Genomic DNA, 22,018 nt, shown 5'->3' with positions numbered 1-22,018 from the left:
AACTCATTTCGCCAAACCGCTCAGCAGCATGGTGATAATGTCCTCTTCCAGTTCTTCGGCCGACAGCCCGCGGCCGGGGCGGTACCAGAGCTCTACCCAGCGCACCGCCGAGAGGATGGTAAACAAGGCTACCGACACGTTCAGCGGCTGAAACTCGCCGGCCGCCATGCCTTGCTCAATTAGCTGCGCAAAGCCTTTTTCGTAGTCCTTACGGGCCTGTTTGAACGCCGTCAGCTGGGGCTCGGGCAGGTATTTCCAGTCGTGGTTGGCCACCGACACGGCCGGGCCCTCCTCCACCATCAGCCGGATGTGCAGCCGGATCAGCGCCTTCACCTTGTCGGCGTAGGAAGCGGCCGTCTGCTCGATGTCGTGCAGCTGCGAGATGTAGATGCCGGCAATGCGCGAGCAGATCAGCTCCAGGATTTCGTCCTTCGACTTGATGTAGTTGTACATGCTGGCCGCTTCCAGCCCCACGTTGCCGGCCAAGTCGCGCATGGACGTGCCGCCGTAGCCCTTCTCCTTGAAGAGCTTGGCCGCCTCGTCCAGAATAAACTGGCGCCTGATGGTTTTCTTGGTCGTGAGCATGCAGGGAGGGAAGTGCGGGTCGGAGCAGGCAAGTTACTGCTTTTTCTAACAAGTGTTCGTAAGAGCCCGGTGCCCGAAAATTTCGGTAAACAAGCCGGGCTGCCAGGCGGTTTAAGCGGCAGAATCCGGCTCCGCGGGGCCGGGACTCCTTTTTATATAAGGGGCGAAACCGCGGTGGCTTCGCGGGGAAAATGACCGGGCCGCCGGCTCAATCCGGCTTACCAAAGCCCCACCGGGGCAGTGCAGGAGAGTTGGGTTGGCATTTCTCCCTAAGCCGTGTACCTTCGCCCGCGCATTCTCTCCATCGGCCCGGAGCTTGGGGCCCAAACCGTTTCCTTTCCCCTTTATGGCTAAAATCAAAGTTGCCATCAACGGCTTCGGCCGCATCGGCCGCCTGACGTTCAAGTCGCTGCTGAGCCGCCCGAACGTGGAGGTAGTCGCCATCAACGACCTGACCGATAACAAGACGCTGGCCCACCTGCTGAAGTTTGACTCGGTGCACGGCCGCTTCGACGGCACCGTGACCTACGACGAAAACAGCCTGACCGTCAACGGTCAGCGCATTGCCGCCCTGGCCGAGCGCGACCCGAAGCTGTTGCCCTGGGGCGACATGGGCGTGGACGTGGTGCTGGAATCGACCGGCCGCTTCACCGACGAGGCCGGCGCTGGTCAGCACCTGACGGCGGGGGCCAAGAAGGTCGTTATTTCGGCTCCGGCCACCGGCAACATTCCCACGGTGGTACTGGGCGTCAACGAAGACATCCTGACCGGCGACGAAACCATCCTCTCCAACGCCTCCTGCACCACTAACTGCCTGGCCCCGATGGCCAAGGTGCTGGATGATGCTTTCGGCATCGAGAAGGGCTACATCACCACGGTGCACGCCTACACCTCCGACCAGAACCTGCAGGACGCGCCCCACAAGGACCTGCGCCGCGCCCGCGCCGCCGCCTACAGCATCATCCCGACTTCGACGGGCGCTGCCAAGGCCGTGGGCCTGGTGCTGCCCCACCTGAAGGGCAAGCTCGACGGCGTGGCCATGCGCGTGCCCATTCCGGACGGCTCGACCACCGACCTGACGGTTATCCTGAAAAAGGAAGTAACCAAGGAGCAGATCAACGAGGCCGTGAAAAAGGCCGCCGAAGGCCCGCTGAAAGGCATCCTGGAGTACTCGACCGACCCGCTGGTGAGCATCGACATCGTGGGCAACCCGCACTCGTGCATCTTCGACTCGGAGCTGACCTCGGCCAACGGGACGCTGGTGAAAGTGGTGGGCTGGTACGACAACGAAACCGGCTACAGCACCCGCACCGCCGACCTGATCGAGAAGCTCGGCAACATGGTGAAGTAAGCTTCGCCTAGCTGATTTGAAAGCCAGCTCCGTTTCGGCGGGGCTGGCTTTTTTGCTGTTGGCGACAAAGCTGGCGCCGGTTTAGCGACGAAGTCGTGTAACCGGCGCCAGCCCCTTCTATCTTTGCCGCCCTATGCCCGCCAACCTGTCGCGCCTGTGCTTTATCTTCAACCCGATTTCGGGCACCAACCGGCGTTTTGACCTGCGCGGGCTGCTGCACCGGCAGCTGGGCAAGCAGTACGCCCTGAGTTATGAAATCCGCCCCACCGAGTACGCCGGCCATGCCGAGGAGCTGGCCCGCACGGCCGCGGCGGAGGGCTTCGGCATCGTGGTGGCGGTGGGCGGCGACGGGACGGTGAACGAGGTGGGCCGCGGGCTGCTGGGCACCGGCGCGGCTATGGCCGTGCTGCCCCGGGGCTCCGGCAACGGCCTGGCCCGGCACCTGGGCATTCCGATGGACGCGGCGGCGGCCGTCAGCCTGCTGCGCCGCCCCCGGGTGCTGCCCATCGACGTGGGCCGGCTGAACGGGCGGCCTTTTTTCTGCACCGCCGGCCTGGGCTTCGATGCCCACGTGAGCCGCTGCTTCGCCGAAGCCGGCACCCGTGGCCTGGCCACCTACGTGCGCGTGGCCCTGCGCGAGTACGGCCGCTACCGCCCCACGCCCGTCACCATCGAGCTGGGCGGGCAGCAGCTGCAGTCCGACTGCTACATGCTGGCCTTCGCCAATGCCGCCCAGTACGGCAACAACGCCTACATTGCCCCCCTGGCCGACATCCGCGACGGGTTGCTGGACCTCTGCCTGATCGACCATATGCCGCTGAGCCGGGCCATCCGGGTGGCCTACGGCCTGGCCGCCGGCTCCCTGCCCAGCTCCGGGGCCGTGGTGTACCACACCGCCCGCACCGTGCGCGTCACGGCGCCGCATCCCCTGGGCTTCCACCTCGACGGCGACTTTGCCGGCGAAGCCCGCGAAATTCAGGTGGAACTGGAGCCGCTGGCCCTGCCGGTGGTAGTCGGCACGGCGTTCAGATAAATTGTCAGCTGGTCAGATGGTTGAATGGCTGGCCGTTTTGAACTGTACACGGCAGAACAGCCAGCCATTTGGCCATTTAACAATTCAGTCATTTTAAAAGATGAGCAAGCAAAACCGCACCGGGGTGGTGTACTCGACCAACCCCGACTTCGAGTACCAAAGCAACGACGAGCCCACCGCCGCCACCCTGCCGCCCCAGCAGCAGCAGCTGCGCGTGCAGCTCGATAAAAAGCAGCGCGGCGGCAAGCAGGTGACGCTGATTACCGGCTTCGTGGGGCGCGACGAGGACCTGCAGACCCTGGGCAAAACCCTGAAGACCAAGTGTGGGGTGGGCGGCAATGCCAAGGACGGCGAAATCCTAATCCAGGGCGACTTCCGCGAAAAAGTGCTGGCGGAGCTGCTCAAGCTGGGCTACAAGGCCAAGAAAATCGGCGGATAGTTGAGGACTGCTGAATTAGGAATCGGGCCACCGGGCTAATGCCTAAGTCAGCATTCAGAATTCATTTTGCAGCTGCCGCAGGGCGCGCTGCACGTCGTCGGGCGTGTCGATGCCGTGGGTGGCCAGGTCGGTTTCGGCGGTGCGGATGCGGAAGCCGTGGGCCAGCCAGCGCAGCTGCTCCAGCGACTCGGCCAGCTCCAGCGCGTCGGGGGCCAGGCGGGTGAGCTGCTGCAGCACCGTGGGGCGGTAGGCGTAGAGGCCGATGTGGCGCAGAAAGCGGTGGTGGTCCAGCCAGCTCATGCTGGGGTACTGGCGCAGATAGGGGATGGGGTGGCGGCTGAAGTACAGGGCCTCCCGCTGGGCGCCGAGCACCACTTTCGGCAGGTGGGGGCTGAACAGCTCCTCCTGGCTGATAACCTGCTTCACCAGCGTGGCAATCTGCGTGTCGGCATCGGCAAACAGATCAATCAGCGCATTGATCTGGGCGGGCTGGATGAAGGGTTCGTCGCCCTGGATGTTGACCACGCAATCGGCCGGCTGCCCGAGCTGCTGGTAGGCCTCCCACACGCGGTCGGTGCCGCTGGGGTGGTCGGGGCGGGTAAGCACGGCCTCGCCGCCGAAGCCAAGGACGTGGTCGAGAATCCGCTGGTCGTCGGTGGCCACCACCACGCGGTCGAGGGCGGCCAGGCGGGCCTGCTCCACCACGCGCTGAATCATGGACTTGCCCGCGAGGTCGACCAGCGGCTTGCCGGGCAGGCGGGTGGAGGCGTAGCGGGCGGGAATGATGCCGATGCTGTGCATAGAAGCGCAAAAACAAAGGCCGGGCGGTGGGCGCGCCGCGGCGGGACGGGAGGGTAGGACTGAGGCCGGCAAAATTGGCACGATGCTGGCCAAAATCCTGCGCCGCAGGCAACTTTCCGTATCTTTCGCCGAAGCAGCGCGGTGTCCGACGGGTCTGAACCACTTCTTTAACCCTGGCAACCCGCGTGCTCCTTGCCGTACGCTTCCCTCCGTATGCCCCGAATTTCGCCGACTCTCTCCGCCTTTTGCTTTTTCCTGCTTCCCCTCGCTGCCCCGGCCCACGTGCTCCGGCCCACGCCCCCCGATTCGCTGGGCGTGCTGGTGCAGCAAAACAAGACCTTTGTCCGGCACCGCGTAGCGCCCGGTGAAACGCTCTACGGCCTGGCCCGCCGCTACAAAGTCTCGGTGGAGCAGATCATGGAAGCCAACCCCGGCATCAAGGGCGCCCTCGTCACCGGGCAGGAAGTGCTGATTCCGCGGGTGCGGGCCGTGCTGCCCGCCACCTCGGGCACCGTGGCGGCCAAGCCGGCCGCCACGCCCGCCAGCAGCGCCTCGGCCCGCAGCCTGCCCACCGATGCGGCCGGCAACCACGTCTACAAAGTGCAGCCGGGCCAGACGCTGTTTGCCGTGGCCCGCAAGTTCGGCGTCAGCGCCAGCGCCCTGCAGAAGTACAACAGCAAGCAGCTGCCCGCCGACGGCGCCGTGAAGGCCGGCCAGACCCTCATCATCGTGCCCGCTGCCGGTGGTGCCGCTGCCGAAACCGTAGCCGCCGCCCCGACGCCCAAACCCGCGCCGCCCACCAGTCGCCCCGAGCGCGACGACGAGGCCGAGAAGGAGCGGGCCCGCGAGCGGGAAGCCGAGCGCGCCCGCGAAGCCGACAAAGCCCGCGAAACGGCCGCCGCCCCGGCGTCGTCGCCGGTGGCCAGCAGCCCGGCCGCTCCGGCCCCCGCAGCCACGGCCGACGAGGAGAAAGAGCCCACCCGCGCCAGCGAAATCGTGCGCAAGGTGACAGAAAGCGGGGTGGCGGCCATCATCGAAGGCGGCAACTCCGAAAAGTACCTGGCCCTGCACAAAACTGCCCCGGTGGGCACCATCATGATGGTGCGCAACATCATGAACGGGCAGGTGGTGTACGTGCGCGTCATCGGCAAGCTGCCCGACACCGGCGACAACAGCGCGGTGCTCATTCGCCTCTCCAAAAAGGCCGTGGCCAAGCTGAACACGCCCGACCAGCGCTTCCGCGTCGAAACGTCCTACCTGCCGGAGTAGGGCCTGAAACAAATCAGAACGTCATTCCGAGCGCAGTCGAGGAATCTCGCGTGCTGATGCCAGATAGTAAAATCTCCGCTCAACGAAGAAATTACTCTCGGACGTCAGCACGCGAGGTTCCTCGGCTGCGCTCGGAATGACGTTCTATTAGCTTCAAAGCAAGTGACCCACCAGGAAATTCAGGCCCTGCTCGACGACCGGTACCGGCGCTACGACCAGCCGGCCTTCATTGCGCCCGACCCCATCAGCCTGCCACACCGCTACTCCGCGCGGGCCGACATCGAAATCAGCGGGCTGTTTGCGGCCCTGCTGGCCTGGGGCAAGCGCAGCATCATCCTCAAGAAGATGGACGAGCTGCTCGCGCGCATGGACCACGCGCCGCACAAGTTCATCCTCGGGCACCAGGACGACGACCTGCGCCGCCTCGAAAAGTTCTGCCACCGCACCTTCTGCGACACCGACCTGCTGTACTTCGTGCACTGGCTCAGCCAGTACTACCGGCAGCACGAGACACTGGAAGACGCCTTCCTGCACGGCCAGACCCAGCGCGAGCGGCTGGAAAACTTCCACCACCTGTTCTTCAGCCTGCCCGACGCGCCCGCGCGCACCCGCAAGCACGTGGCCACGCCGGCCCGCAACTCGGCCTGCAAGCGCGTGAACATGTACCTGCGCTGGATGGTGCGCCGCGACGCGTACGGCGTCGACTTCGGCCTCTGGACGCGCCTCTCGCCCGCCGACCTCGTCTGCCCGCTCGACGTGCACGTGGAGCGCGTGGCCCGGCGCCTGGGCCTGCTCCAGCGCAAGCAAACCGACTGGCAGGCCGCCACGGAGCTGACCGCCCGCCTGCGCGAATTTGACCCCCAGGACCCGGTGAAGTACGACTTCGCCCTGTTCGGGCTGGGCATCGATGAGAAGTTCTGAGGCGGCAGGGCCAGCTGCACCGTAACTTTATTTAATAATCCGCCGCCACCGGCGAAGAAACCGGTATGGTATAGCTTTGCCTGAATCTTTCTGCCCCAGCGGCTGTTAGAGAAGGCTGCCGCTGCCGTCCGCGGCTGGCCCTTGTTCCTCCTTCCGACTACCCCGTACCCCCGATACCCTTTTGATTTACCCGCAAACCTTCGAGCAGAAAATCGGCTTCCAGCAGGTGCGTGAGCGGCTGAGTGAGCTGTGCCTGAGCCAGCTGGGCCGCCACTACGTGCAGAAGATGCAGTTTCAGCCCCGCGCCGACGAGCTGAAAAAGCTGCTGCTCCAGACCGACGAGTTCCGCCAGCTGCTCAACGCCGGCGCCGACTTTCCCAGCCAGTACTACCACGACGTGCACCCGCACCTGCTGCGGGCGCAGCTGCCCGGCGCCTTCCTGGAAGTGGCGGCGTTTTTCCAGATCAAGATGTCGTTGCGCACCATCCGCGAGGCACTGACCTTCTTCACCCAGTCGCCCGAGGGGCTGTACCCCACGCTGCGCCTGCTCGGCATCGGCGTGCAGGCCGACCGCAACCTGCTCCTGGCCCTGGACAAGGTGGTGGACGACGAGGGCCACGTGCGCGACGACGCCACGCCCCTGCTGCGGCAGCTGCGCCAGGAGCTGATCAACCGCCAGGGCATCCTGCGCCGCTCCATTGCCGACGTGCTGCGCAAGGCGCGCTCCGAGGGCTGGACGCCCGAGGGCGCCGAGCCCACCATCCGCGGCGGCCGCCTGGTGCTGCCCATCGTGGCCGAGCACAAGCGCCGCATCAAGGGCCTGATCCACGACGAATCAGCCACGGGCCAGACGGTGTACATCGAGCCGGAAGCGGTGTTCGAGCTGAACAACGACATCAAGGACCTGGAAAACGCCTGGCACCGCGAGCTGGTGCGCATCCTGATCAGCCTGACCGACCAGCTGCGCCCCCACATTCCGGACTTGCGCCGCGCCTACCAGTTCCTGGGCCTGCTGGACTTCGTCCGCGCCAAGGCCCGCCTGGCCCAGCAGCTCGAAGCCGTGCTGCCGCGCCTGCACCCGCGCCCGCTCATCCGCTGGGAGCAGGCCCGTCACCCCTTGCTTTACCTCAACTTCACGGAGCAGGGCCGCGAAGTGGTGCCGCTGGATCTGGAATTGACGCCGGAGCAGCGCATCCTGGTCATTTCCGGGCCGAACGCCGGCGGTAAGTCGGTGGCCATGAAGACGGTGGGACTGGTGCAGTACATGCTGCAGTGCGGCCTGCTCATCCCCGTGCGCGAGGGCTCCGAAGCCGGCGTGTTCGACGACATCTTCCTCGACATCGGCGACGAGCAGAGCCTGGAAAACGACCTGAGCACGTACTCCTCGCACCTGACGCACATGAAGCAGTTTCTGCTGCTGGCGAATAAGCGCAGCCTGGTGCTCATCGACGAATTCGGCACTGGCACCGAGCCGGTGCTCGGCGGGGCCATTGCCGAGGCCGTGCTGTCGGAGCTGAACCGGGTGCGGGCCTTCGGCGTCATCACCACGCACTACACCAACCTGAAAAACCTGGCCGAGCGCACGCCCGGCCTCGTCAACGGGGCCATGCGCTACGACCCGAAGCACCTGCAGCCGCTCTACCGGCTGGAAACGGGCAAGCCGGGCTCGTCCTTCGCCCTGGAAATTGCCCGCAAAATCGGCCTGCCCAAGACCATTGTGGAGCGGGCTTCGCAGCTCGTGGGCAAGGAAAAAGTGCGCTACGACCGGCTGCTGGAAGAGCTGGAAGCCGAAAAGGCCCAGCTGGAAAAGCGCAGCGCCGAAGCCGAGAAAAACGAGCGGCGCATGAAAAAGCTGGCCCAGGAATACCAGGACCTGAAAAACCACGTCGAGGAAACCCGGCAGGACGTTATCCGCGAGGCCAAGCAGAAAGCCAAGCTGCTGCTCAAGGACACCAACGCCCAGATCGAGGCCACCATCCAGGAAATCCGCACGGCCGGGGCCGAGAAGGAGCAAACCAAAGCCGCCCGCCAGAAGCTCGACGCCTTCGTGCAGCAGGAGCTGAAAACGGAACTGCCCAAGCCCCGCGGCACCCGCGAGGTGGCCGACCCCAAAGCCCTGAAGCCCGGCGACAAGGTGGCGCTGATCGGGCAGGAAGGCTACGGCGAGCTGGTGGGCCTGAAGGGCAATACCGCCGAGGTGCTGTTTGGCGGGCTGAAAACCATCGTGAAGGTAGCCCAGCTGGAAAAAGTGACGCGCTCGGAAATCCGGGAGCGGGAAAAGGAAGCCGCCCGCAAGGCCCCGGCCGCCGAAGCCCGCAGCGGCAGCAACATGGACGTGACCGGGCGCATGGCCGGCTTCAGCACCACTCTCGACCTGCGCGGCGAGCGGGCCGAAGACGCCCTGCAGCGCGTGATGAACTACGTCGACGACGCCATCATGCTGGGCGTGCCGGAGCTGAAGTTCATCCACGGCCGCGGCAACGGCGTGCTGCGCCAGGTGGTGCGCGACTACCTCCACTCCCAGCGCGCCGTGGCCAGCGTGGCCGACGAGCACGCCGACCGCGGCGGCGACGGCGTGACGGTGGCCGTGCTCAAGTAAATAGCTAGTTGCGTAGCGCGAACGGAAAGTGCGCGCTACGCAACTAGCCTAAACAAGCGGGGCGGCTCTTCACCAGGAAGAGCCGCCCCGTTGTGCGTTTGCGGCAGGGTGCCGCCTTACTTCTTGCGGGTAATCATCGGCACAGCCGGCTGGGTGCTGATGCCCTGGCTGTTGCCCGACGACACGCGGATGTAGTAAGTGGTGCCGGCCTGCAGGTCGGTCAGCGTCATCTGGTGCTGGGTGACGGGCGTTTTGTCTTCCACCATGCCGCCCAGGGCGGGGGTGGCGCCGTACTCAATCTTGGTGGTGCCGGGGTTTATCGTGCTGAAATCCACCGTGATGCTGTTCTTGGTCACGGCCACGGGCACCGGCTCGCCCTTGATGACGGGCAGGCCGCCGGCCACCACGAAATCGGTGCTCAGGCGGGGCAGCAGCTGGTAGCCCGTGGGGGTGCCGGCGGGGGAGTGCTGGCCCACCACGCCCACCAGGTCGAACTTGCCCTCGGGCGGGGTGAAGCCCACCAGGCCGTTGGGGCCGGTAGAGGGCGCCGAGATGCGCACGATGGCGCCGGCCTGCCCGTTGATGAGGTAGTTCACGTTGCCGACCAGGGCCGGGGCCGGCTGGCCGCCGGTGGTGCTCAGGCGCTCCACTTCGGTGATTTTCACCAGGCGGCCTTCGTAGGCTTCGCTCAGCACCTTGGTCAGCTCGGCGGCGGGCACCGTCACGGCCGCGAACCGGCGCCCCGAGGCCAGCTTCTTCACCGACTGCACCGGATCCATTTCCAGCAGGCTGTTGTAGTTTTTCAGGGTGCCGGTGGCCTCCACGCTGTCGCCGGGCATCAGGTTCTTGAGCGCGTCAAGCGTGTTGGAAAACAAACCCAGGCCGGCTTCCTTGTCCTGGATGTAGCGGATGTTGCCCAGCTCCGGGCCGTTCACCACCACGCCCCGCACCGTGACGGTGGCGCCCGGCTCGGCCGTGCGCACCGAGGCCAGCGTGGGCGGGCCGGCGGGAGCCGCCGGGGCCGCCGGCGCGGCGGGGGTGGCGGGCGCCTTGGTGGTCGTAGTCGTCGTGGTGGTACGCTTGGTGGTCCGGGTCTGCTGGGCCCGGGCCGTCATCAGGGCGCTGCTGAGCAGCAGCGCCAGAAAGGTCAATTTTTTCATTGGAAGCAAAGGAGCAGCAATAGGTATAAGGGCGGCAAGGTCTACACAAATTTGGGCTTAGTTCCTGACACTATTGCAATGAGAGGGGGAGCTATTCCAGAATTCTACTATTTAAGTCCTGTTTGGGCTACATAATGTTGACCTCCGGGTGCAGCTCGATGCCGAATCTTTCGCGCACCGAGGCAATGATTTCCTCGGCCAGGGCCCGCACCTCGTGGCCGGTGGCCCCGCCGTGGTTGACCAGCACCAGCGCCTGCCGGTCGTGCACGCCGTAGCGGCCCTCGCCGGCGCGGTGGCCCTTCCAGCCGCACTGCTCGATCAGCCAGCCCGCGGGCACCTTCACGCCGCCGGGCACCGGGTAGCCGGGCAGCTCGGGAAACTGGGCCTTCAGCGCGTCGAACTTGGCCTGCGACACTTCCGGGTTCTTGAAAAACGAGCCGGCGTTGCCGATCTGGGCCGGGTCGGGCAGCTTGCTGCGGCGGATGCTGATGACGGCCTGGCTGACCTGCTGCGGGGTGGGCTCCTCGGTCACGCCCATTTCCTCCAGGGTGGTCCGGATGGCGCCGTACGAGGTGTTGGCCTGGGGGCGGCGGTGCAGGCGCAGCACCACGCCCGTCACGATGTACTGGCCCCGCAACGGGCCCTTAAACACCGATTCGCGGTAGCCGAAGCCGCATTCCTCGCGCGAGAAGCGCCGCAGCTGGCCCGAGCTGATTTCTACCGCTTCGAGGTACTCAAAGGCGTCTTTTAGCTCCACGCCGTAGGCCCCGATGTTCTGCAGCGGGGCCGCGCCCACCGTGCCCGGAATCAGGGACAGGTTTTCGATGCCCGACAGGCCCTGCGCCAGCGTGTATTCCACCAGCCCGTGCCACGATTCCCCCGCCCCGGCCCGCACCAGCATGGTGCCGTCGGCCTGCTCGTCGAGGGTTTCCAGCCCGCGGATTTCGTTTTTGAGCACTACGCCGTCGAAGTCCTGGGTGAAGAGCAGGTTGGAGCCGCCGCCGAGCACCAGCTTCGGGGCCTGCTGCACCTCGGGCAGCTGCAGCAGAGCGCGCAGCTCCTCGGCCGAGCGGAAGGGGGCAAACAGGCGGGCTTTGGCGTCGATGCCGAAGGTATTGTAGGCGCGCAGCGACACGTCGTGCTGCAGGGCGGGAGAAGCGCTAGACATGGGGCAAAGATAGCGGGGCCGGCGCGCCAGCGGCGAAAACAGCCGCGCCCGCTACCGAAGAGGCAGCGGGCGCGGCGCATTAATCCGGGCAATGCAGGGCTTACCGCACGCGGTAGCCGCTCACGGCGTAGTAGAGCAGGTAGGCGTAGCAAAGGGCGGGCAGCAGGAAGGCCACACGCAGGCCGCCGGCGTAGGTGGCCGCCCAGCCCATCAGCAGCGGCACGATGGCCCCGCCCACGATGGCCATGATCAGGTACGACGACCCCTGCTTGGTGAACGGCCCGAGGCCCTTGATGGCCAGCGGGAAAATCACCGGCCACATGATGCTGTTCATCAGCCCGCAGAGCACCACCAGCCACAGGGCGGCTTCGCCGCGCACCGCAATGGAGGCCAGCACGAACACCACCCCGGCGGCGCACACGGCCGCCAGGGCTTTCCGGTCGTTGATGCGGGTAAGCAGCGGAATGCCCACCACCCGGCCCACCAAGGAGCCAAACCAGTACGAGGCTACCAGCACCGCGCCCACGGCCTTGGTGAAGCCGGCAGTGGTGTCGATGGCGGCCGGGGCCTGCCCGAAGAGCACGGCCAGGAAGTTGGTAGCCACATTTAGCCCGCGCACCAGCGCCTGGGTGAAGTCGCTGAGCTGGGTGATGCCCTGGGCCTCGCCGTAGCGGATCAGGAAGGAGCCCAGGCCCACTTCGACGCCCACGTAGAGGAAAATGGCCACCACGCCCAGGCGCAGGTGGGGGAAGTCCAGCGCCGATTTGCGGCCACTGACGGCCGTCAGGTCCGGGGTGTCGGCTTCGTTGTCGGCCTGCATGCCTTCGATTTCGGGCAGCTTCAGCAGGAAGAACACCCCGGCCAGCACGGCCAGAAACGCGGCCAGACCCAGGTAAGGCGCTTTCACCAAGGTGGCTTCTTCGGCCAGCCGTTCGGCGGCGGGCAGGGCCGCCAGGCGGGCCTTGAGCACGGCCGAGCCGCCGAACAGCAGCATGCCGCCGAGCAGCGGCGAGAGGGTGCCGCCGAGGTTGTTGGCCACGCCCACGATGCTCACGCGGCTGGCGGCGCGGCTGGCCGGCCCGAGCACCGAAACGTAGGGGTTAGCGGCCACCTGCAGCAAGGTCACGCCCGCGCCGAGCACGCCCAGGCCGAGCAGAAACACGGCGAAGGTGCGCGTGTTAGCGGCCGGCACGAACAGCAGCGCGCCCGCCGCCATCACCAGCAGCCCCAGCACGATGCCGCGCTGGTAGCCCAGGCGCCGCAGCACGTAGCCCGCCGGCAACGACATCAGGAAGTAGGCCCCGAAAAAGGCAAACTGCACCAGCGAAGACTGCAGGTCGGTGAGCTGACACACGTCCTTGAGGTAGGGCATCAGCACGTCGTTGAAGTTGGTGACGGCCCCGAACAGGAAGAACAGCGAGGTCATGGCCGCCATGGGCAGCGCGTAGCTGCGGGCGGGGCCGGCGGCGACGGTGGTGGGAGTGGAGGACGTAGTGGGAGCGGCCATCGAGGCGGGGGTAGCGGGGAAGAAGGCCTTAAATATAGGAAACCGCCGCGCTAAGCCGGGTTGCTGCGGGCTTTTGCGCACCTTTGCAGCCCCGTTTTCCTTTCCCCGTTTGCGTATGGCTTCCCGCGCCGCCGAATTGTACCTGACCGCCACCACTCAGTTTGGCCTCGAAGAATTGCTGGCCGAAGAGCTGCGCCAGCTGGGCGCCACCGACCTGCAGGTGGGCACCCGCGTGGTGGAATTCAAGGGCAACAAGCAGCTGCTTTACGAAGCCGTGCTCTGGTGCCGCACCGCCGTGCGCATCATGCTGCCCTTCGCCAGCTTCGCCGCCCCCGACGAGCGGAGCCTCTACCGCGAAGTTAGCCGCATCGACTGGAGCCAGTACCTGCGCCCCGACCAGACCTTCGCCATTACGGCCGTGACCAACCGCTCCAACCTGGAGCACTCCCTCTACATCGCCCAGCTCTCGAAGGACGCCATCGTCGACCAGTTCCGGGCGCGCACCGGCCAGCGGCCCAGCGTCGACCCGGTGAAGCCCGACGTGCGCCTGCACCTACATTTGTTCGAGAACGAAGCCATCCTCTCGCTCGACGCGGTGGGCGAATCCCTGCACCGGCGCGGCTACCGGCAGCTCACCAACGAGGCACCGATGAACGAAGTGCTGGCCGCCGGCCTCATCCTGCTCAGCGGCTGGGACGGCCGCCGGCCCCTCATCGACCCGATGTGCGGCTCGGGCACCATCCTGTGCGAGGCGGCCATGATTGCCCAGCGCATTGCGCCCGGCCTCTACCACCAGGGCGACTTCGCCTTCCAGCACTGGCCCGACTTCGAGCAGGCGCTCTGGGATTCGGTGCTGATGGATGCCAAGCAGGCCCGCCTCGAAGAGCCCCAGGCCTACCTGGCCGGCTCCGACCTCTCGGCCGAAACCCTGGAGCGGGCCCGCCAGAACGTGGCCGCCGCCGACCTGGAAGACTACATCCGCCTGGCCGTGCGCGACGTGCGCGACGCCCAGCCGCCCAAGACCGAGGAGCCCGGCATCGTGCTGATGAACCCGCCCTACGGGGAGCGAATCGGGGCCGAAGCCGAAATGGCCGGTCTCTACAAAACCATCGGCGACACGCTCAAAACCAACTTCCAGGGCTACGACGCCTACATCTTCACCGGCAACGCGGAAGCGGCCAAGAGCGTGGGGCTGCGCACCTCGCGCCGCATCCCACTCTACAACGGCCCCATCGAGTGCCGCCTGCTGAAGTACGAGCTGTACCGCGGCACGCGCAAAGGCCCGAAGGAGGAATAGCCGGGAAATAGCCGTGCCCCGTTGAAGCAGGGGCCGCGTTTACGTTCCGGTGGCTTTGCCGCCGCTGATGCGGTTCAGGCCGAAACCATAAGCCGCTGCCTGCCGGTTGTGCTGGCTTTCAGCGCAACGCGGAACCGGCATTGGCTGCTGGCGCTGGCCGCCGCGTGTAGCGCCCCGCCCAGGCAATGAGTACGCCTTGCAGCGGCAGCCGCGCCCACAGCAGCCACTGCGGCGCCCCAATACCGCCGCCGGGCAGCAGGGCCATGTATACGTTGGCCGGAAAGACGGCCACCAGCAGTGCCACCAGCCCCCAGGCCGCCGGCCGGCGCGTACGGCGCGGCAGCAAGAGCAAGGCCAGCCCGATTTCAGCCGCCCCGCTCAGATACACCAGCGCCTCGGGCGCGGGCAGCTGCGGCGGCACGATGCGCACAAAAGGCTGGGGCCGCAGGAAGTGCAGCACACCAGCCGTGCCGAATAAGCCAGCCAGGACCAGCAGGCCGAGGCCGGGTAGTCGGCGCGGTGAGGCAGCTGAAATGGGAGCGGGCACGGGTGAAAAAAACAGAGGTTACGCCCGGCGCCCGAGAAGGATGCAGTGCGTATCCGCCGGCCTGTCGGCCCGCGGGTAGAGCTTGCGGAATTCCTCTACCAGTGCAAAGCCCGCCGCGGCCAGATCGGCCCGCACCTCGGGGGCCGGGTGATAATACACGTAGGCCGTGGCCTGCCCGTTGCTCGACGCCTCAAAGCCCGAGCGGGCCGCGTCGTCGTCGATGAAGCTAAGGTAAACCACGCCGCCGGGCGTCAGCAGGCGGTGAGCGGCGCGCAGCAGCTGGGCGGTATCGGCCGGCGCGAGGTAGGGCAGGCAGAAGCCGGCCACCACGGCCTCGAACTGCCGGGGCGCCAGCTGGTCGAGGGCGCGTGCGTCAAGCACGCGGCACTCGGCCGTGGGGTTATTCTGCCGGGCCAGCCGGAGCATGTTTGGGGCCGGGTCGGTGGCCAGGAGGCGTAGGTCGGGGCGGCGGCGCAGCAGGGCGCGGGTGATGTTGCCGGGGCCGCAGCCCAGCTCCAGTACCCGCGCCGCGGGCGGCAGCAGCTGCCCGAGCCGGTCGTAGCTGTCGTCGTACAGGTCCAGGTCCATAAACTTGTCCTGGTAGGCTTGGGCCAGCTGGTCGAAGGCGGCAATGCTCAGGGCGTGGTGGTCCATCGGGGTGGGGGTTGCGGCTTGGCCGTTGCCGAATATTAGCGGAGCCAGCCGCGCCAGGGCCGCCGCCCGTGAGTCGACAAAACTGACTTGCCCCCGCTCGTTGCTTTCCCGGATAAACTCCTGCAGGCTGCGGCCCGAACCGGCGCTAAAGTCGCCGACAATGGCCAGCCGCAGCCGGTAGGTCGAAAACTTCTGCAGCACCTCACCCGCCAGCCCGGTTTTCAGCTCGAAAAAGGCCGGGACGAGGTGTCGTTCAAGCAAAATGACGCCGTCGAAGCCTTGGAAGTACAGGTTGCCGACCAGGTCCGCGCCGTCGGTGGCCGAGTTGATGACGACGGTATCGGCCACCACTTCGGCCAGATTAGTACCGTCTACCGGGCGCAGGCTAAGGTCCATGATTCGGGCTATTTGATGGCGAACTTGACGTAGATAGTCGACTGAATCCGCACCTTCTGAAACTGCAGGTCGTCATCTTCTTCTGGGCCCTCGGTCAGGCCACTGCGCTGCAGTTTGTAGCTGCTGACCGAAACGTTGGACAGCGTCGGGTTGCCCTGGCTGTTTTCCTCCCGCACAATCAGGGGCTTGCCCGCATGCTCCCCGATGGCCGTCAGCAGGTACTCGGCTTTGTCCTTGGCGGCTTTGATAGCAGCAATTTTGACTTCCCTGCGCAGGCTTTCCAGCTGCGAGTGGCTGACCCGGCCCACGGCGGCATCGGTAATTTCCAGCTTCTCCAGCTCCTGAAACACCCGGCCCACCGTGGCCGCATCGGTTACTTTGAGGGTGTAGTCCTTCTGCGTGAGTACGTCTTTTTTCTGCCAGCGCACCTTCACGTAGTCGGCGTTGGCGTCGGCCAGGTACAGGTTGGCCGGGCTGATGCCCAGCGCCTTAACCAGGTTCTTCAGCTTTTCTTCCTGCTCCTCCAGCGTCACCTTGGTTTTGCCCGCGTACCGCTCCCGAATGGCGATGCGCAGGTAGATTTCGTCGGGCACTACCTCCTTTTCCGCCGTCCCGCTCACTTCAATGTAGGGCAGGTCGTCGGCCTTGAGGGTGGAGGACTGGGCCTGGGCCAGCGTGGCCGTCAGCAGGAGGGAGGCGGCCAGGAACAGCCGCTGCGGATGATTCATGGGAAAAAACAGCAGGGACCGGGTCGGGGCTTACCAGCCACCGCCCGGCGAGTACAAAAAATCAATGTCGGCGGCTGAAGTTTCGCAAAGCCAGTGGTAACCGCTGCCGGCGGCCACGGCCCGCAGGCGCACCAGCAGCACGTGGTAGGCTTCCGGCGTCAGCTGGCAAATGAACTGCTGCGGCTGCCCGGTTTCGACGATGCCCGCATCCGCGGCGCCCAGTACCAGCGTCAACTGACAGTTTACGGCCCGAATGAACGGCACTTCCGCCAAGGGCAGCGGCCGCCCGGCGCCCAGCAGGCGGGCTTCAATAAGGCCGATCAGCGCGGCTGTCTGCGCTTCGTCGAAGTCGGAGAGGCGCAGCAGGCACTCCGATACAACGTCGGCAAACCGGCCGCCGGCACTGAGGTCGTCCAGCAATTCAAGTTTCATTAGCGGGAAGTCGGGCCGGGCGAGGCAACGCGCGGCCGGCGGGCAAGATACTGAGCGACTGCCGCTGGCCACCTCGCGTTCGAGGCCGGGCAGAAGCAAAGCCGAAAATTGCTGCCCACGGTCGGCGCACCATTTTAGCTTTTCTCTAGTTTTATTAGCTTAGGACTCCCGCAAAAACCGCCGTATTTTTACCCCGATGTTAGCAGCTACCCAGCCCCTCACGCCCACGCTCGAATCGGCCCGGCGCGTTTTGAAGCAGTACTACGGCTACGACCAGTTCCGGCCGATGCAGCAGGATATCATCCAGTCGATTCTCTCCGGCCAGGATACCGTCGTGCTCATGCCCACGGGCGGCGGCAAATCGGTGTGTTTCCAGATACCGGCCATGGTGCAGGAGGGCGTGTGCGTGGTCGTCTCCCCGCTGATTGCCCTGATGAAAGATCAGGTGGAGGCGCTGAAAGCCAACGGTATATCCGCCGCCTGCATCAACTCCAGCATCGGGCAGGCCGAGCAGAGCAGCATCGGCCGCGCCTGCCAGGCCGGGATGCTGAAGCTGCTCTACGTCTCGCCCGAAAAGCTGCTGTCCGAAGGCTTCCTGAGCTTTCTGCACCGGCTCAAAGTCAGCATGTTCGCCATCGACGAGGCGCACTGCATCTCGTCCTGGGGCCACGACTTCCGGCCCGAATACACCCAGCTGCGGGTGCTGCGCGAGCAGTTTCCCGAGGTGCCCATCATTGCCCTCACCGCCACCGCCGACCGCCTCACCCAGCGCGACATCCAGCAGCAGCTGCGCCTGACCGAGCCCAAGGTGTTCCTCTCCTCGTTCGACCGGCCCAACCTCTCGCTGAGCGTGCGCCCGGGCCAGGACCGCGTCAACGCGGTGGTGAACTTTCTGAAGACCCACGAAAACGAGGCCGGCATCGTGTACTGCCTCTCGCGCAAGCAGTGCGAGACGCTGGCCGGCAAGCTTAAGGAAAAGGGCATCCGCGCCGGTTTCTACCACGCGGGCATGACCGACCGCAGCCGCTCCGACGTGCAGGAGCAGTTTCTGCGCGACGATTTGCAGGTGATTTGCGCCACGGTGGCCTTCGGCATGGGCATCGACAAGAGCAACGTGCGCTGGGTGCTGCACTACAACCTGCCCAAGAACATCGAGGGCTACTACCAGGAAATCGGCCGCGCCGGCCGCGACGGGGCCCCCGCCGAGGCCGTGCTGTTCTACTCGTACGCCGACGTGGCCCAGCTGCGCGACATGATTACCAAGGACGCCGACCCGCGCCTGGCCCAGCTGAATAGCACCAAGCTGGAGCGCATGCAGCAGTTTGCCGAAGCCGCTTCCTGCCGCCGCCGCATCCTGCTGGCTTACTTCGGCGAGGTACTGGAAAAAGACTGCGGCAACTGCGACATCTGCCGCAACCCGCCCACCACCTTCGACGGCACCGAGCTGGCCCAGAAAGCCCTGTCGGCCGTGGCCCGCACCCGCGAAGCCGCCCCGCTCACGATGATTTGCGACGTGCTGCTGGGCCGCCGCAACCAGGGCGTCGTCTCGCGCGGCTACGACCAGATCAAAACCTTCGGCGCCGGCGGCAACCTCTCGTTTCTCGACTGGCAGAGCTACCTGCACCAATTGCTGAACGACGGCCTCCTGTACATTGCCTACGAGCAGGGCTACGCCCTCAAGCTCACCGACCTGGGTTGGCAGGTGCTGAAAGGCGAAAGGAAGCAGGCCCTGAAGCAGTTTCAGGTGCCGCAGAAGGCCGAAAAAGCCCCCAAGGGCCGCGCCGCCAAAGCCGCCACCGGCCAGCGCCTGCCCTCCATTGCCGACGAGCTGTTCGACCGCCTGCGCCAGCTGCGCAAGCAGATTGCCGACGAGCAGGGCGTGCCGCCCTACGTGGTTTTCTCCGACGCCACGCTGCAGGAAATGGCCATCGAGCGGCCCCGCACCCGCACCGCCATGCTGGCCGTGTCGGGCGTGGGCATGAAGAAGTTTGAAACCTACGGGGAGCGGTTTATCGACCTCATCACCCAGCACGCCGGCGCCCCCTCGCCCGACGACGTGCCCGACGTGCCCAGCGACGAGGACGACGCCCCCGCGCCGGCCAAAAAGCGCAGCCCCGGCACGCCCAGCGGCACCGCCCTCGACAGCTGGAAGATGCACCGGCAGGGCCTCTCGGTGGAGCAGGTGGCCGAGCAGCGCGGCCTGGCTGCCAGCACCATCAAGTCGCACCTGGAGGCCTTGTACGAGCGGGGCTACCAGCTACGCACCGAGGAGTTTATCAGCCAGGACGACTACGCCCGCATCAAAACCGCCGTGCAGGAGCTGGGCCCCGATTTCCGCCTGCGCGACCTATTCGACCACCTGCGCGAGCAGTACGACTACTTCCAGCTGCGCGTGGCTCTCACCTACGACAAGCGCCTGCGCGGGGAGCTGCCCTCGCAGCCGCCGGTGGAGTAAGAAACCTCAGCCATTCAATTGTCAGCCGGGTTGGTGCCGTAAGGTGCGGGCCCGGCTGATTTGTTGTGCTGCTACCCCGCTGCACAGCCAGAAGGGCGGCCACCGCTGCGCATTCAAAATATTCGGGGGGCTTTATACAATGACGCCGCAATAATCCGTTCAGCAAATGCAAACGGCTCGTGGCAAATTGCTACTTTACGTCAAGCTCGCTTTTCCGCTTTCTATGGCTGCTGCCACCTCCTTTCCCCGCCTTGTGCAGGGCCTGCTTGGCCTGGGCGTGGTGCTGTTTACGGGCCTGATGCTCACCAAAGTAGTGCCGTACCTCAGCTTCGAGCCCGGTATTGACTTTCTGACCACCAAAGCCGCTGAAACCAACGCCAGCGCGCTGTTTCGGCTGGGCTTCTACGTGCATATCACCAGCAGCCTCTGGGTAATGGCGACCGGGCTGGTGCAGTTCTTCCCGCGCCTCTGGGCCGGGCGCCGCGCCCTGCACCGCACCCTGGGCAAGGTGTATGTGGCCTCGATTCTGCTGCTGGCCGCGCCATCGGGGCTGATTCTGGCCCTGTACGCCAACGGCGGGCTGGTGGCCAAGGTAGGCTTCAGCTTGCAGTGCATCGTGTGGTGGCTGAGTACCTGGCAGGCCTACCGCACCGCCCGGCAGCGCCAGTGGCAGGCCCACACCGACTGGATGCTGCGCAGCTACCTCGTCACGCTGGCCGCCATGAGCCTGCGCCTGGAAAGCTTCGGGCTGTTCTACCTGTTCCAGACCAAGCCCATCGAAACCTACCTCACCGTCACCTGGCTTTCCTGGACCGGCAACCTGCTGCTGGCCGAAGTGCTCATTCAGGCCGGCGTGACCCGCCGCCTGCTGCGCACGGCTCTGGCCGCCGCTGCCCCCCACTCCTCCGTCTCCAACGCTAAGCCTCAACTGGTATGATTTCGCGCACCACTTGCCTGGCCGGCCTCGGCGGCTGGGCCCTGCTGACGGCCCTGGTGGCCGCGCGCCCCGCCGCACCTGCCCCGCCCGTTGGCCGCGCCGTTCCCGCCGCCAAAACCCGCGTTCTGCTCTCGGCCACGGCCGCGCAGAGCTTCTGGCGGCGCTACAGCTGCGCGCCGCTGTGGCAGCTGTCGTCGTCGGGCAACAGCGCCCGCAGCGGCTTTTTCGGCCGCAGCGGCTTCCGGATCGACTTTGCCCTGCTGCGGGTGCAGCGCGACGCCGACAACCCCCACATCTACCGGGTGGAGGGCAAAAGCCGCTGCCTGAAAAACATGGCCGTGCCCTTTCAGGGCGTCATTGTGCTCAAGCAGGTGTACCAGGCCCCGATGGAACCCAACACCCTGCCCCGCTACACCGTCGTGGGCACCTTCGAGTTCGTGGAGCAGCGCATTGCCCGCAACACCGGCACCTACCGCGGCACCGTAGCCGCCGACGTGACGCCGGAGGGCAGCCGCCTCGGTCTGGCCAATATCGAGGGCAGCCCGGTTGGCTTCTGCGGCTACAAGTTTGAGGGCCAGTGGCGCAGCACCGAGGGCGAAGTGGAGCGCGTGGTGTGGGCCGATAACTGGCGGACGCTGGCCGGGCAGATATTTCAGGATTTCGAGATAGGTGACCGGATGCCCAGCATCAATCCGAAGTACGCCGAGCGGGGCTGGAGCCGCTACTGGGACAACGACGAGTGGTGGGCCGACACGCCCGGCACCAGCGCCCGCCTCAGCCTCTGATGCCGCGCCGCGCTGCCGCGTAGTTCACTGACTTCAATCTGAACTCAACCAAGCTCCCTTGCCATGAAAACGCACGTTTACCTGTTGCTCGGTGCTGGCCTGCTCGCGGCCTGCCAGCATGCCACCGAAACGGAAACGCCTACCACAGCAGCGCCCGTTACAGCCGTCAACCACGCCGTTGACCAGGCCAAACCGGCGCCTGAAGCCCCGGCTGCTCCGGCGCTGCCGGCCGAGCAGCTGGCCGTGCTCCGCGAGCTTGATCTGGCGCCGCTGCTGCTGCCCGCCAGCTACGAAGACGAAGGAGGTCCGCAGGCCGGGCAGGCCATGAACGGCTTTTTCGGTTCGGATCATTACCGCATTGAGTTCGTTTTCACCCGCGTGGAGCGCGACGCCCACAACCCGGCGCTGTACCACATCCGGGGCAAGGACCGCTACAAAAAGCGCGTCAGTCCGCTGGAAGGCACCATCGAACTGACGCAGCTACGGCCGCTGAAACCACTCAAAGACTACCCCAACAGCGACATGACGGCCGCCTATGCTGGCACCGGGCGGTTTGAGCTGCGCGAAGGCGCTGAGGGCAACGGGAGCGGGGTGTTCCGGGGCAAGTTTGCCGTGGATTTCGGCCGCGGCTCGGAGCAGAAACTGGAGCTGGCCACCTGGGGCTTCACCGAGGAGTCGATGGCGGCGCGCCGGGCCGGCAGCCGCTTCGAGGGCCAGTGGATCAGCAACCAGACCCGCAAAACCAAGCCTGTGCTCTGGGCCGACGGCAACGGCCTGTTTGCCATTGCCCAAGACGTTTTTGCCGACTTCAACGTGGGCGAGCGGGGCCCCGAAATCAATGAGAAATACGCCCGGCTGGGCTGGAATACCTACTGGGAAAACGACGAATGGTGGGCCGAAACGCCGAAAATCGCCACCGTCAGCCTCTGAGCGGGGCCGGGAGCAGCCGCTAAT

The 22,018-nt window shown here is 65.9% G+C and carries 20 protein-coding genes; 11 read left to right on the top strand and 9 right to left on the bottom strand.

Going from position 1 to position 22,018, the window contains the following annotated elements:
• Window positions 1-3: 3 nt before the first annotated feature.
• Entirely contained in the window at window positions 4-585 is a 582-nt protein-coding gene (locus DLM85_RS06090) for a TetR/AcrR family transcriptional regulator (RefSeq protein WP_111477156.1), read from the bottom strand.
• Between the two features lie 346 nt (window positions 586-931).
• Between DLM85_RS06090 and gap the strand changes: the two genes are divergently transcribed.
• From gap to DLM85_RS06075, 3 genes are all read left to right on the top strand, one after another.
• On the top strand, window positions 932-1,936 hold the full coding sequence (gap, locus tag DLM85_RS06085; protein ID WP_111477155.1) for a type I glyceraldehyde-3-phosphate dehydrogenase: 1,005 nt from the start codon (window positions 932-934) through the stop codon (window positions 1,934-1,936).
• Between the two features lie 133 nt (window positions 1,937-2,069).
• Window positions 2,070-2,969 (top strand): diacylglycerol/lipid kinase family protein, encoded by a 900-nt coding sequence (locus tag DLM85_RS06080; protein ID WP_111477154.1) that lies wholly within the window; start codon window positions 2,070-2,072, stop codon window positions 2,967-2,969.
• Between the two features lie 100 nt (window positions 2,970-3,069).
• Window positions 3,070-3,408 carry a translation initiation factor gene (locus tag DLM85_RS06075; RefSeq protein ID WP_111477153.1) on the top strand — a complete coding sequence of 113 codons (339 nt, stop codon included), beginning with the start codon at window positions 3,070-3,072 and terminating at the stop codon, window positions 3,406-3,408.
• Window positions 3,409-3,462: 54 nt separating this feature from the next.
• On the opposite strand, the gene kdsB is transcribed toward DLM85_RS06075, so the two are convergent.
• Window positions 3,463-4,209, bottom strand: coding sequence for a 3-deoxy-manno-octulosonate cytidylyltransferase (gene kdsB, locus DLM85_RS06070; protein ID WP_111477152.1), 747 nt, complete (start codon window positions 4,207-4,209; stop codon window positions 3,463-3,465).
• 213 nt (window positions 4,210-4,422) lie between these two features.
• Between kdsB and DLM85_RS06065 the strand changes: the two genes are divergently transcribed.
• From DLM85_RS06065 to DLM85_RS06055, 3 genes are all read left to right on the top strand, one after another.
• The gene (locus DLM85_RS06065; protein WP_111477151.1) at window positions 4,423-5,478 is read left to right on the top strand and encodes a LysM peptidoglycan-binding domain-containing protein; all 1,056 of its coding nucleotides are present in this window, start codon (window positions 4,423-4,425) and stop codon (window positions 5,476-5,478) included.
• A 162-nt stretch (window positions 5,479-5,640) separates the two neighbouring features.
• The gene (locus DLM85_RS06060; RefSeq protein ID WP_111477150.1) at window positions 5,641-6,399 is read left to right on the top strand and encodes a TIGR02757 family protein; all 759 of its coding nucleotides are present in this window, start codon (window positions 5,641-5,643) and stop codon (window positions 6,397-6,399) included.
• A 181-nt stretch (window positions 6,400-6,580) separates the two neighbouring features.
• A complete protein-coding gene (locus tag DLM85_RS06055) occupies window positions 6,581-8,998 on the top strand; it encodes an endonuclease MutS2 (protein WP_111477149.1) in 2,418 nt (805 codons plus the stop codon).
• Between the two features lie 116 nt (window positions 8,999-9,114).
• Here DLM85_RS06055 and DLM85_RS06050 read toward each other — a convergent pair whose 3' ends face one another.
• From DLM85_RS06050 to DLM85_RS06040, 3 genes are all read right to left on the bottom strand, one after another.
• Window positions 9,115-10,158, bottom strand: a complete 1,044-nt coding sequence (locus DLM85_RS06050) for a hypothetical protein (protein WP_111477148.1) — start codon at window positions 10,156-10,158, stop codon at window positions 9,115-9,117.
• Between the two features lie 127 nt (window positions 10,159-10,285).
• Window positions 10,286-11,326, bottom strand: a complete 1,041-nt coding sequence (gene murB / locus DLM85_RS06045; protein ID WP_111477147.1) for a UDP-N-acetylmuramate dehydrogenase — start codon at window positions 11,324-11,326, stop codon at window positions 10,286-10,288.
• A gap of 100 nt (window positions 11,327-11,426) precedes the next feature.
• A complete protein-coding gene (locus DLM85_RS06040) occupies window positions 11,427-12,833 on the bottom strand; it encodes a sugar MFS transporter (RefSeq protein ID WP_111477146.1) in 1,407 nt (468 codons plus the stop codon).
• Between the two features lie 115 nt (window positions 12,834-12,948).
• Between DLM85_RS06040 and DLM85_RS06035 the strand changes: the two genes are divergently transcribed.
• Window positions 12,949-14,130 carry a THUMP domain-containing class I SAM-dependent RNA methyltransferase gene (locus tag DLM85_RS06035; RefSeq protein ID WP_111477145.1) on the top strand — a complete coding sequence of 394 codons (1,182 nt, stop codon included), beginning with the start codon at window positions 12,949-12,951 and terminating at the stop codon, window positions 14,128-14,130.
• A 118-nt stretch (window positions 14,131-14,248) separates the two neighbouring features.
• Here DLM85_RS06035 and DLM85_RS06030 read toward each other — a convergent pair whose 3' ends face one another.
• Genes DLM85_RS06030 through DLM85_RS06015 form a run of 4 tightly spaced genes read right to left on the bottom strand, consistent with a single transcriptional unit; the run spans window position 14,249 to window position 16,887 of the window.
• The gene (locus tag DLM85_RS06030; protein ID WP_243635872.1) at window positions 14,249-14,677 is read right to left on the bottom strand and encodes a DoxX family protein; all 429 of its coding nucleotides are present in this window, start codon (window positions 14,675-14,677) and stop codon (window positions 14,249-14,251) included.
• Window positions 14,678-14,695: 18 nt separating this feature from the next.
• Window positions 14,696-15,727 carry a DUF4180 domain-containing protein gene (locus DLM85_RS06025; RefSeq protein ID WP_111477144.1) on the bottom strand — a complete coding sequence of 344 codons (1,032 nt, stop codon included), beginning with the start codon at window positions 15,725-15,727 and terminating at the stop codon, window positions 14,696-14,698.
• 8 nt (window positions 15,728-15,735) lie between these two features.
• Window positions 15,736-16,455, bottom strand: a complete 720-nt coding sequence (locus DLM85_RS06020) for an SIMPL domain-containing protein (protein ID WP_111477143.1) — start codon at window positions 16,453-16,455, stop codon at window positions 15,736-15,738.
• Between the two features lie 30 nt (window positions 16,456-16,485).
• Complete coding sequence (locus DLM85_RS06015) at window positions 16,486-16,887, bottom strand: hypothetical protein (protein WP_111477142.1); 402 nt, start codon at window positions 16,885-16,887, stop codon at window positions 16,486-16,488.
• A 196-nt stretch (window positions 16,888-17,083) separates the two neighbouring features.
• On the opposite strand from DLM85_RS06015, the gene recQ reads away from it, so the two are divergent.
• From recQ to DLM85_RS05995, 4 genes are all read left to right on the top strand, one after another.
• Window positions 17,084-19,342, top strand: coding sequence for a DNA helicase RecQ (gene recQ, locus DLM85_RS06010; RefSeq protein WP_111477141.1), 2,259 nt, complete (start codon window positions 17,084-17,086; stop codon window positions 19,340-19,342).
• 223 nt (window positions 19,343-19,565) lie between these two features.
• Window positions 19,566-20,279 carry a DUF2306 domain-containing protein gene (locus tag DLM85_RS06005; protein ID WP_111477140.1) on the top strand — a complete coding sequence of 238 codons (714 nt, stop codon included), beginning with the start codon at window positions 19,566-19,568 and terminating at the stop codon, window positions 20,277-20,279.
• Window positions 20,276-21,064, top strand: coding sequence for a hypothetical protein (locus DLM85_RS06000; RefSeq protein ID WP_111477139.1), 789 nt, complete (start codon window positions 20,276-20,278; stop codon window positions 21,062-21,064). Before DLM85_RS06005 ends, DLM85_RS06000 begins: the two co-directional genes overlap by 4 nt.
• A gap of 63 nt (window positions 21,065-21,127) precedes the next feature.
• A complete protein-coding gene (locus DLM85_RS05995; RefSeq protein ID WP_111477138.1) occupies window positions 21,128-21,994 on the top strand; it encodes a hypothetical protein in 867 nt (288 codons plus the stop codon).
• Window positions 21,995-22,018: the final 24 nt, after the last annotated feature.

It is taken from the genome of Hymenobacter edaphi, assembly GCF_003258365.1.
GTDB lineage: Bacteria > Bacteroidota > Bacteroidia > Cytophagales > Hymenobacteraceae > Solirubrum > Solirubrum edaphi.
The sequence above is the reverse complement of the archived record's forward strand: the minus strand, read 5'-3'. Positions and strand labels throughout refer to the sequence as shown.

What these genes read in the sequence shown, in the direction of transcription:
- DLM85_RS06090 (WP_111477156.1), bottom strand. Translation starts at nt 585, where the DNA reads ATGCTCACGACCAAGAAAACCATCAGGCGCCAGTTTATTCTGGACGAG.
- gap (WP_111477155.1), top strand. Translation starts at nt 932, where the DNA reads ATGGCTAAAATCAAAGTTGCCATCAACGGCTTCGGCCGCATCGGCCGC.
- DLM85_RS06080 (WP_111477154.1), top strand. Translation starts at nt 2,070, where the DNA reads ATGCCCGCCAACCTGTCGCGCCTGTGCTTTATCTTCAACCCGATTTCG.
- DLM85_RS06050 (WP_111477148.1), bottom strand. Translation starts at nt 10,158, where the DNA reads ATGAAAAAATTGACCTTTCTGGCGCTGCTGCTCAGCAGCGCCCTGATG.
- murB (WP_111477147.1), bottom strand. Translation starts at nt 11,326, where the DNA reads ATGTCTAGCGCTTCTCCCGCCCTGCAGCACGACGTGTCGCTGCGCGCC.
- DLM85_RS06000 (WP_111477139.1), top strand. Translation starts at nt 20,276, where the DNA reads ATGATTTCGCGCACCACTTGCCTGGCCGGCCTCGGCGGCTGGGCCCTG.
- DLM85_RS06065 (WP_111477151.1), top strand. Translation starts at nt 4,423, where the DNA reads ATGCCCCGAATTTCGCCGACTCTCTCCGCCTTTTGCTTTTTCCTGCTT.
- DLM85_RS06035 (WP_111477145.1), top strand. Translation starts at nt 12,949, where the DNA reads ATGGCTTCCCGCGCCGCCGAATTGTACCTGACCGCCACCACTCAGTTT.
- DLM85_RS06040 (WP_111477146.1), bottom strand. Translation starts at nt 12,833, where the DNA reads ATGGCCGCTCCCACTACGTCCTCCACTCCCACCACCGTCGCCGCCGGC.
- DLM85_RS06005 (WP_111477140.1), top strand. Translation starts at nt 19,566, where the DNA reads ATGGCTGCTGCCACCTCCTTTCCCCGCCTTGTGCAGGGCCTGCTTGGC.
- DLM85_RS06015 (WP_111477142.1), bottom strand. Translation starts at nt 16,887, where the DNA reads ATGAAACTTGAATTGCTGGACGACCTCAGTGCCGGCGGCCGGTTTGCC.
- DLM85_RS05995 (WP_111477138.1), top strand. Translation starts at nt 21,128, where the DNA reads ATGAAAACGCACGTTTACCTGTTGCTCGGTGCTGGCCTGCTCGCGGCC.
- kdsB (WP_111477152.1), bottom strand. Translation starts at nt 4,209, where the DNA reads ATGCACAGCATCGGCATCATTCCCGCCCGCTACGCCTCCACCCGCCTG.
- recQ (WP_111477141.1), top strand. Translation starts at nt 17,084, where the DNA reads ATGTTAGCAGCTACCCAGCCCCTCACGCCCACGCTCGAATCGGCCCGG.
- DLM85_RS06025 (WP_111477144.1), bottom strand. Translation starts at nt 15,727, where the DNA reads ATGGACCTTAGCCTGCGCCCGGTAGACGGTACTAATCTGGCCGAAGTG.
- DLM85_RS06075 (WP_111477153.1), top strand. Translation starts at nt 3,070, where the DNA reads ATGAGCAAGCAAAACCGCACCGGGGTGGTGTACTCGACCAACCCCGAC.
- DLM85_RS06020 (WP_111477143.1), bottom strand. Translation starts at nt 16,455, where the DNA reads ATGAATCATCCGCAGCGGCTGTTCCTGGCCGCCTCCCTCCTGCTGACG.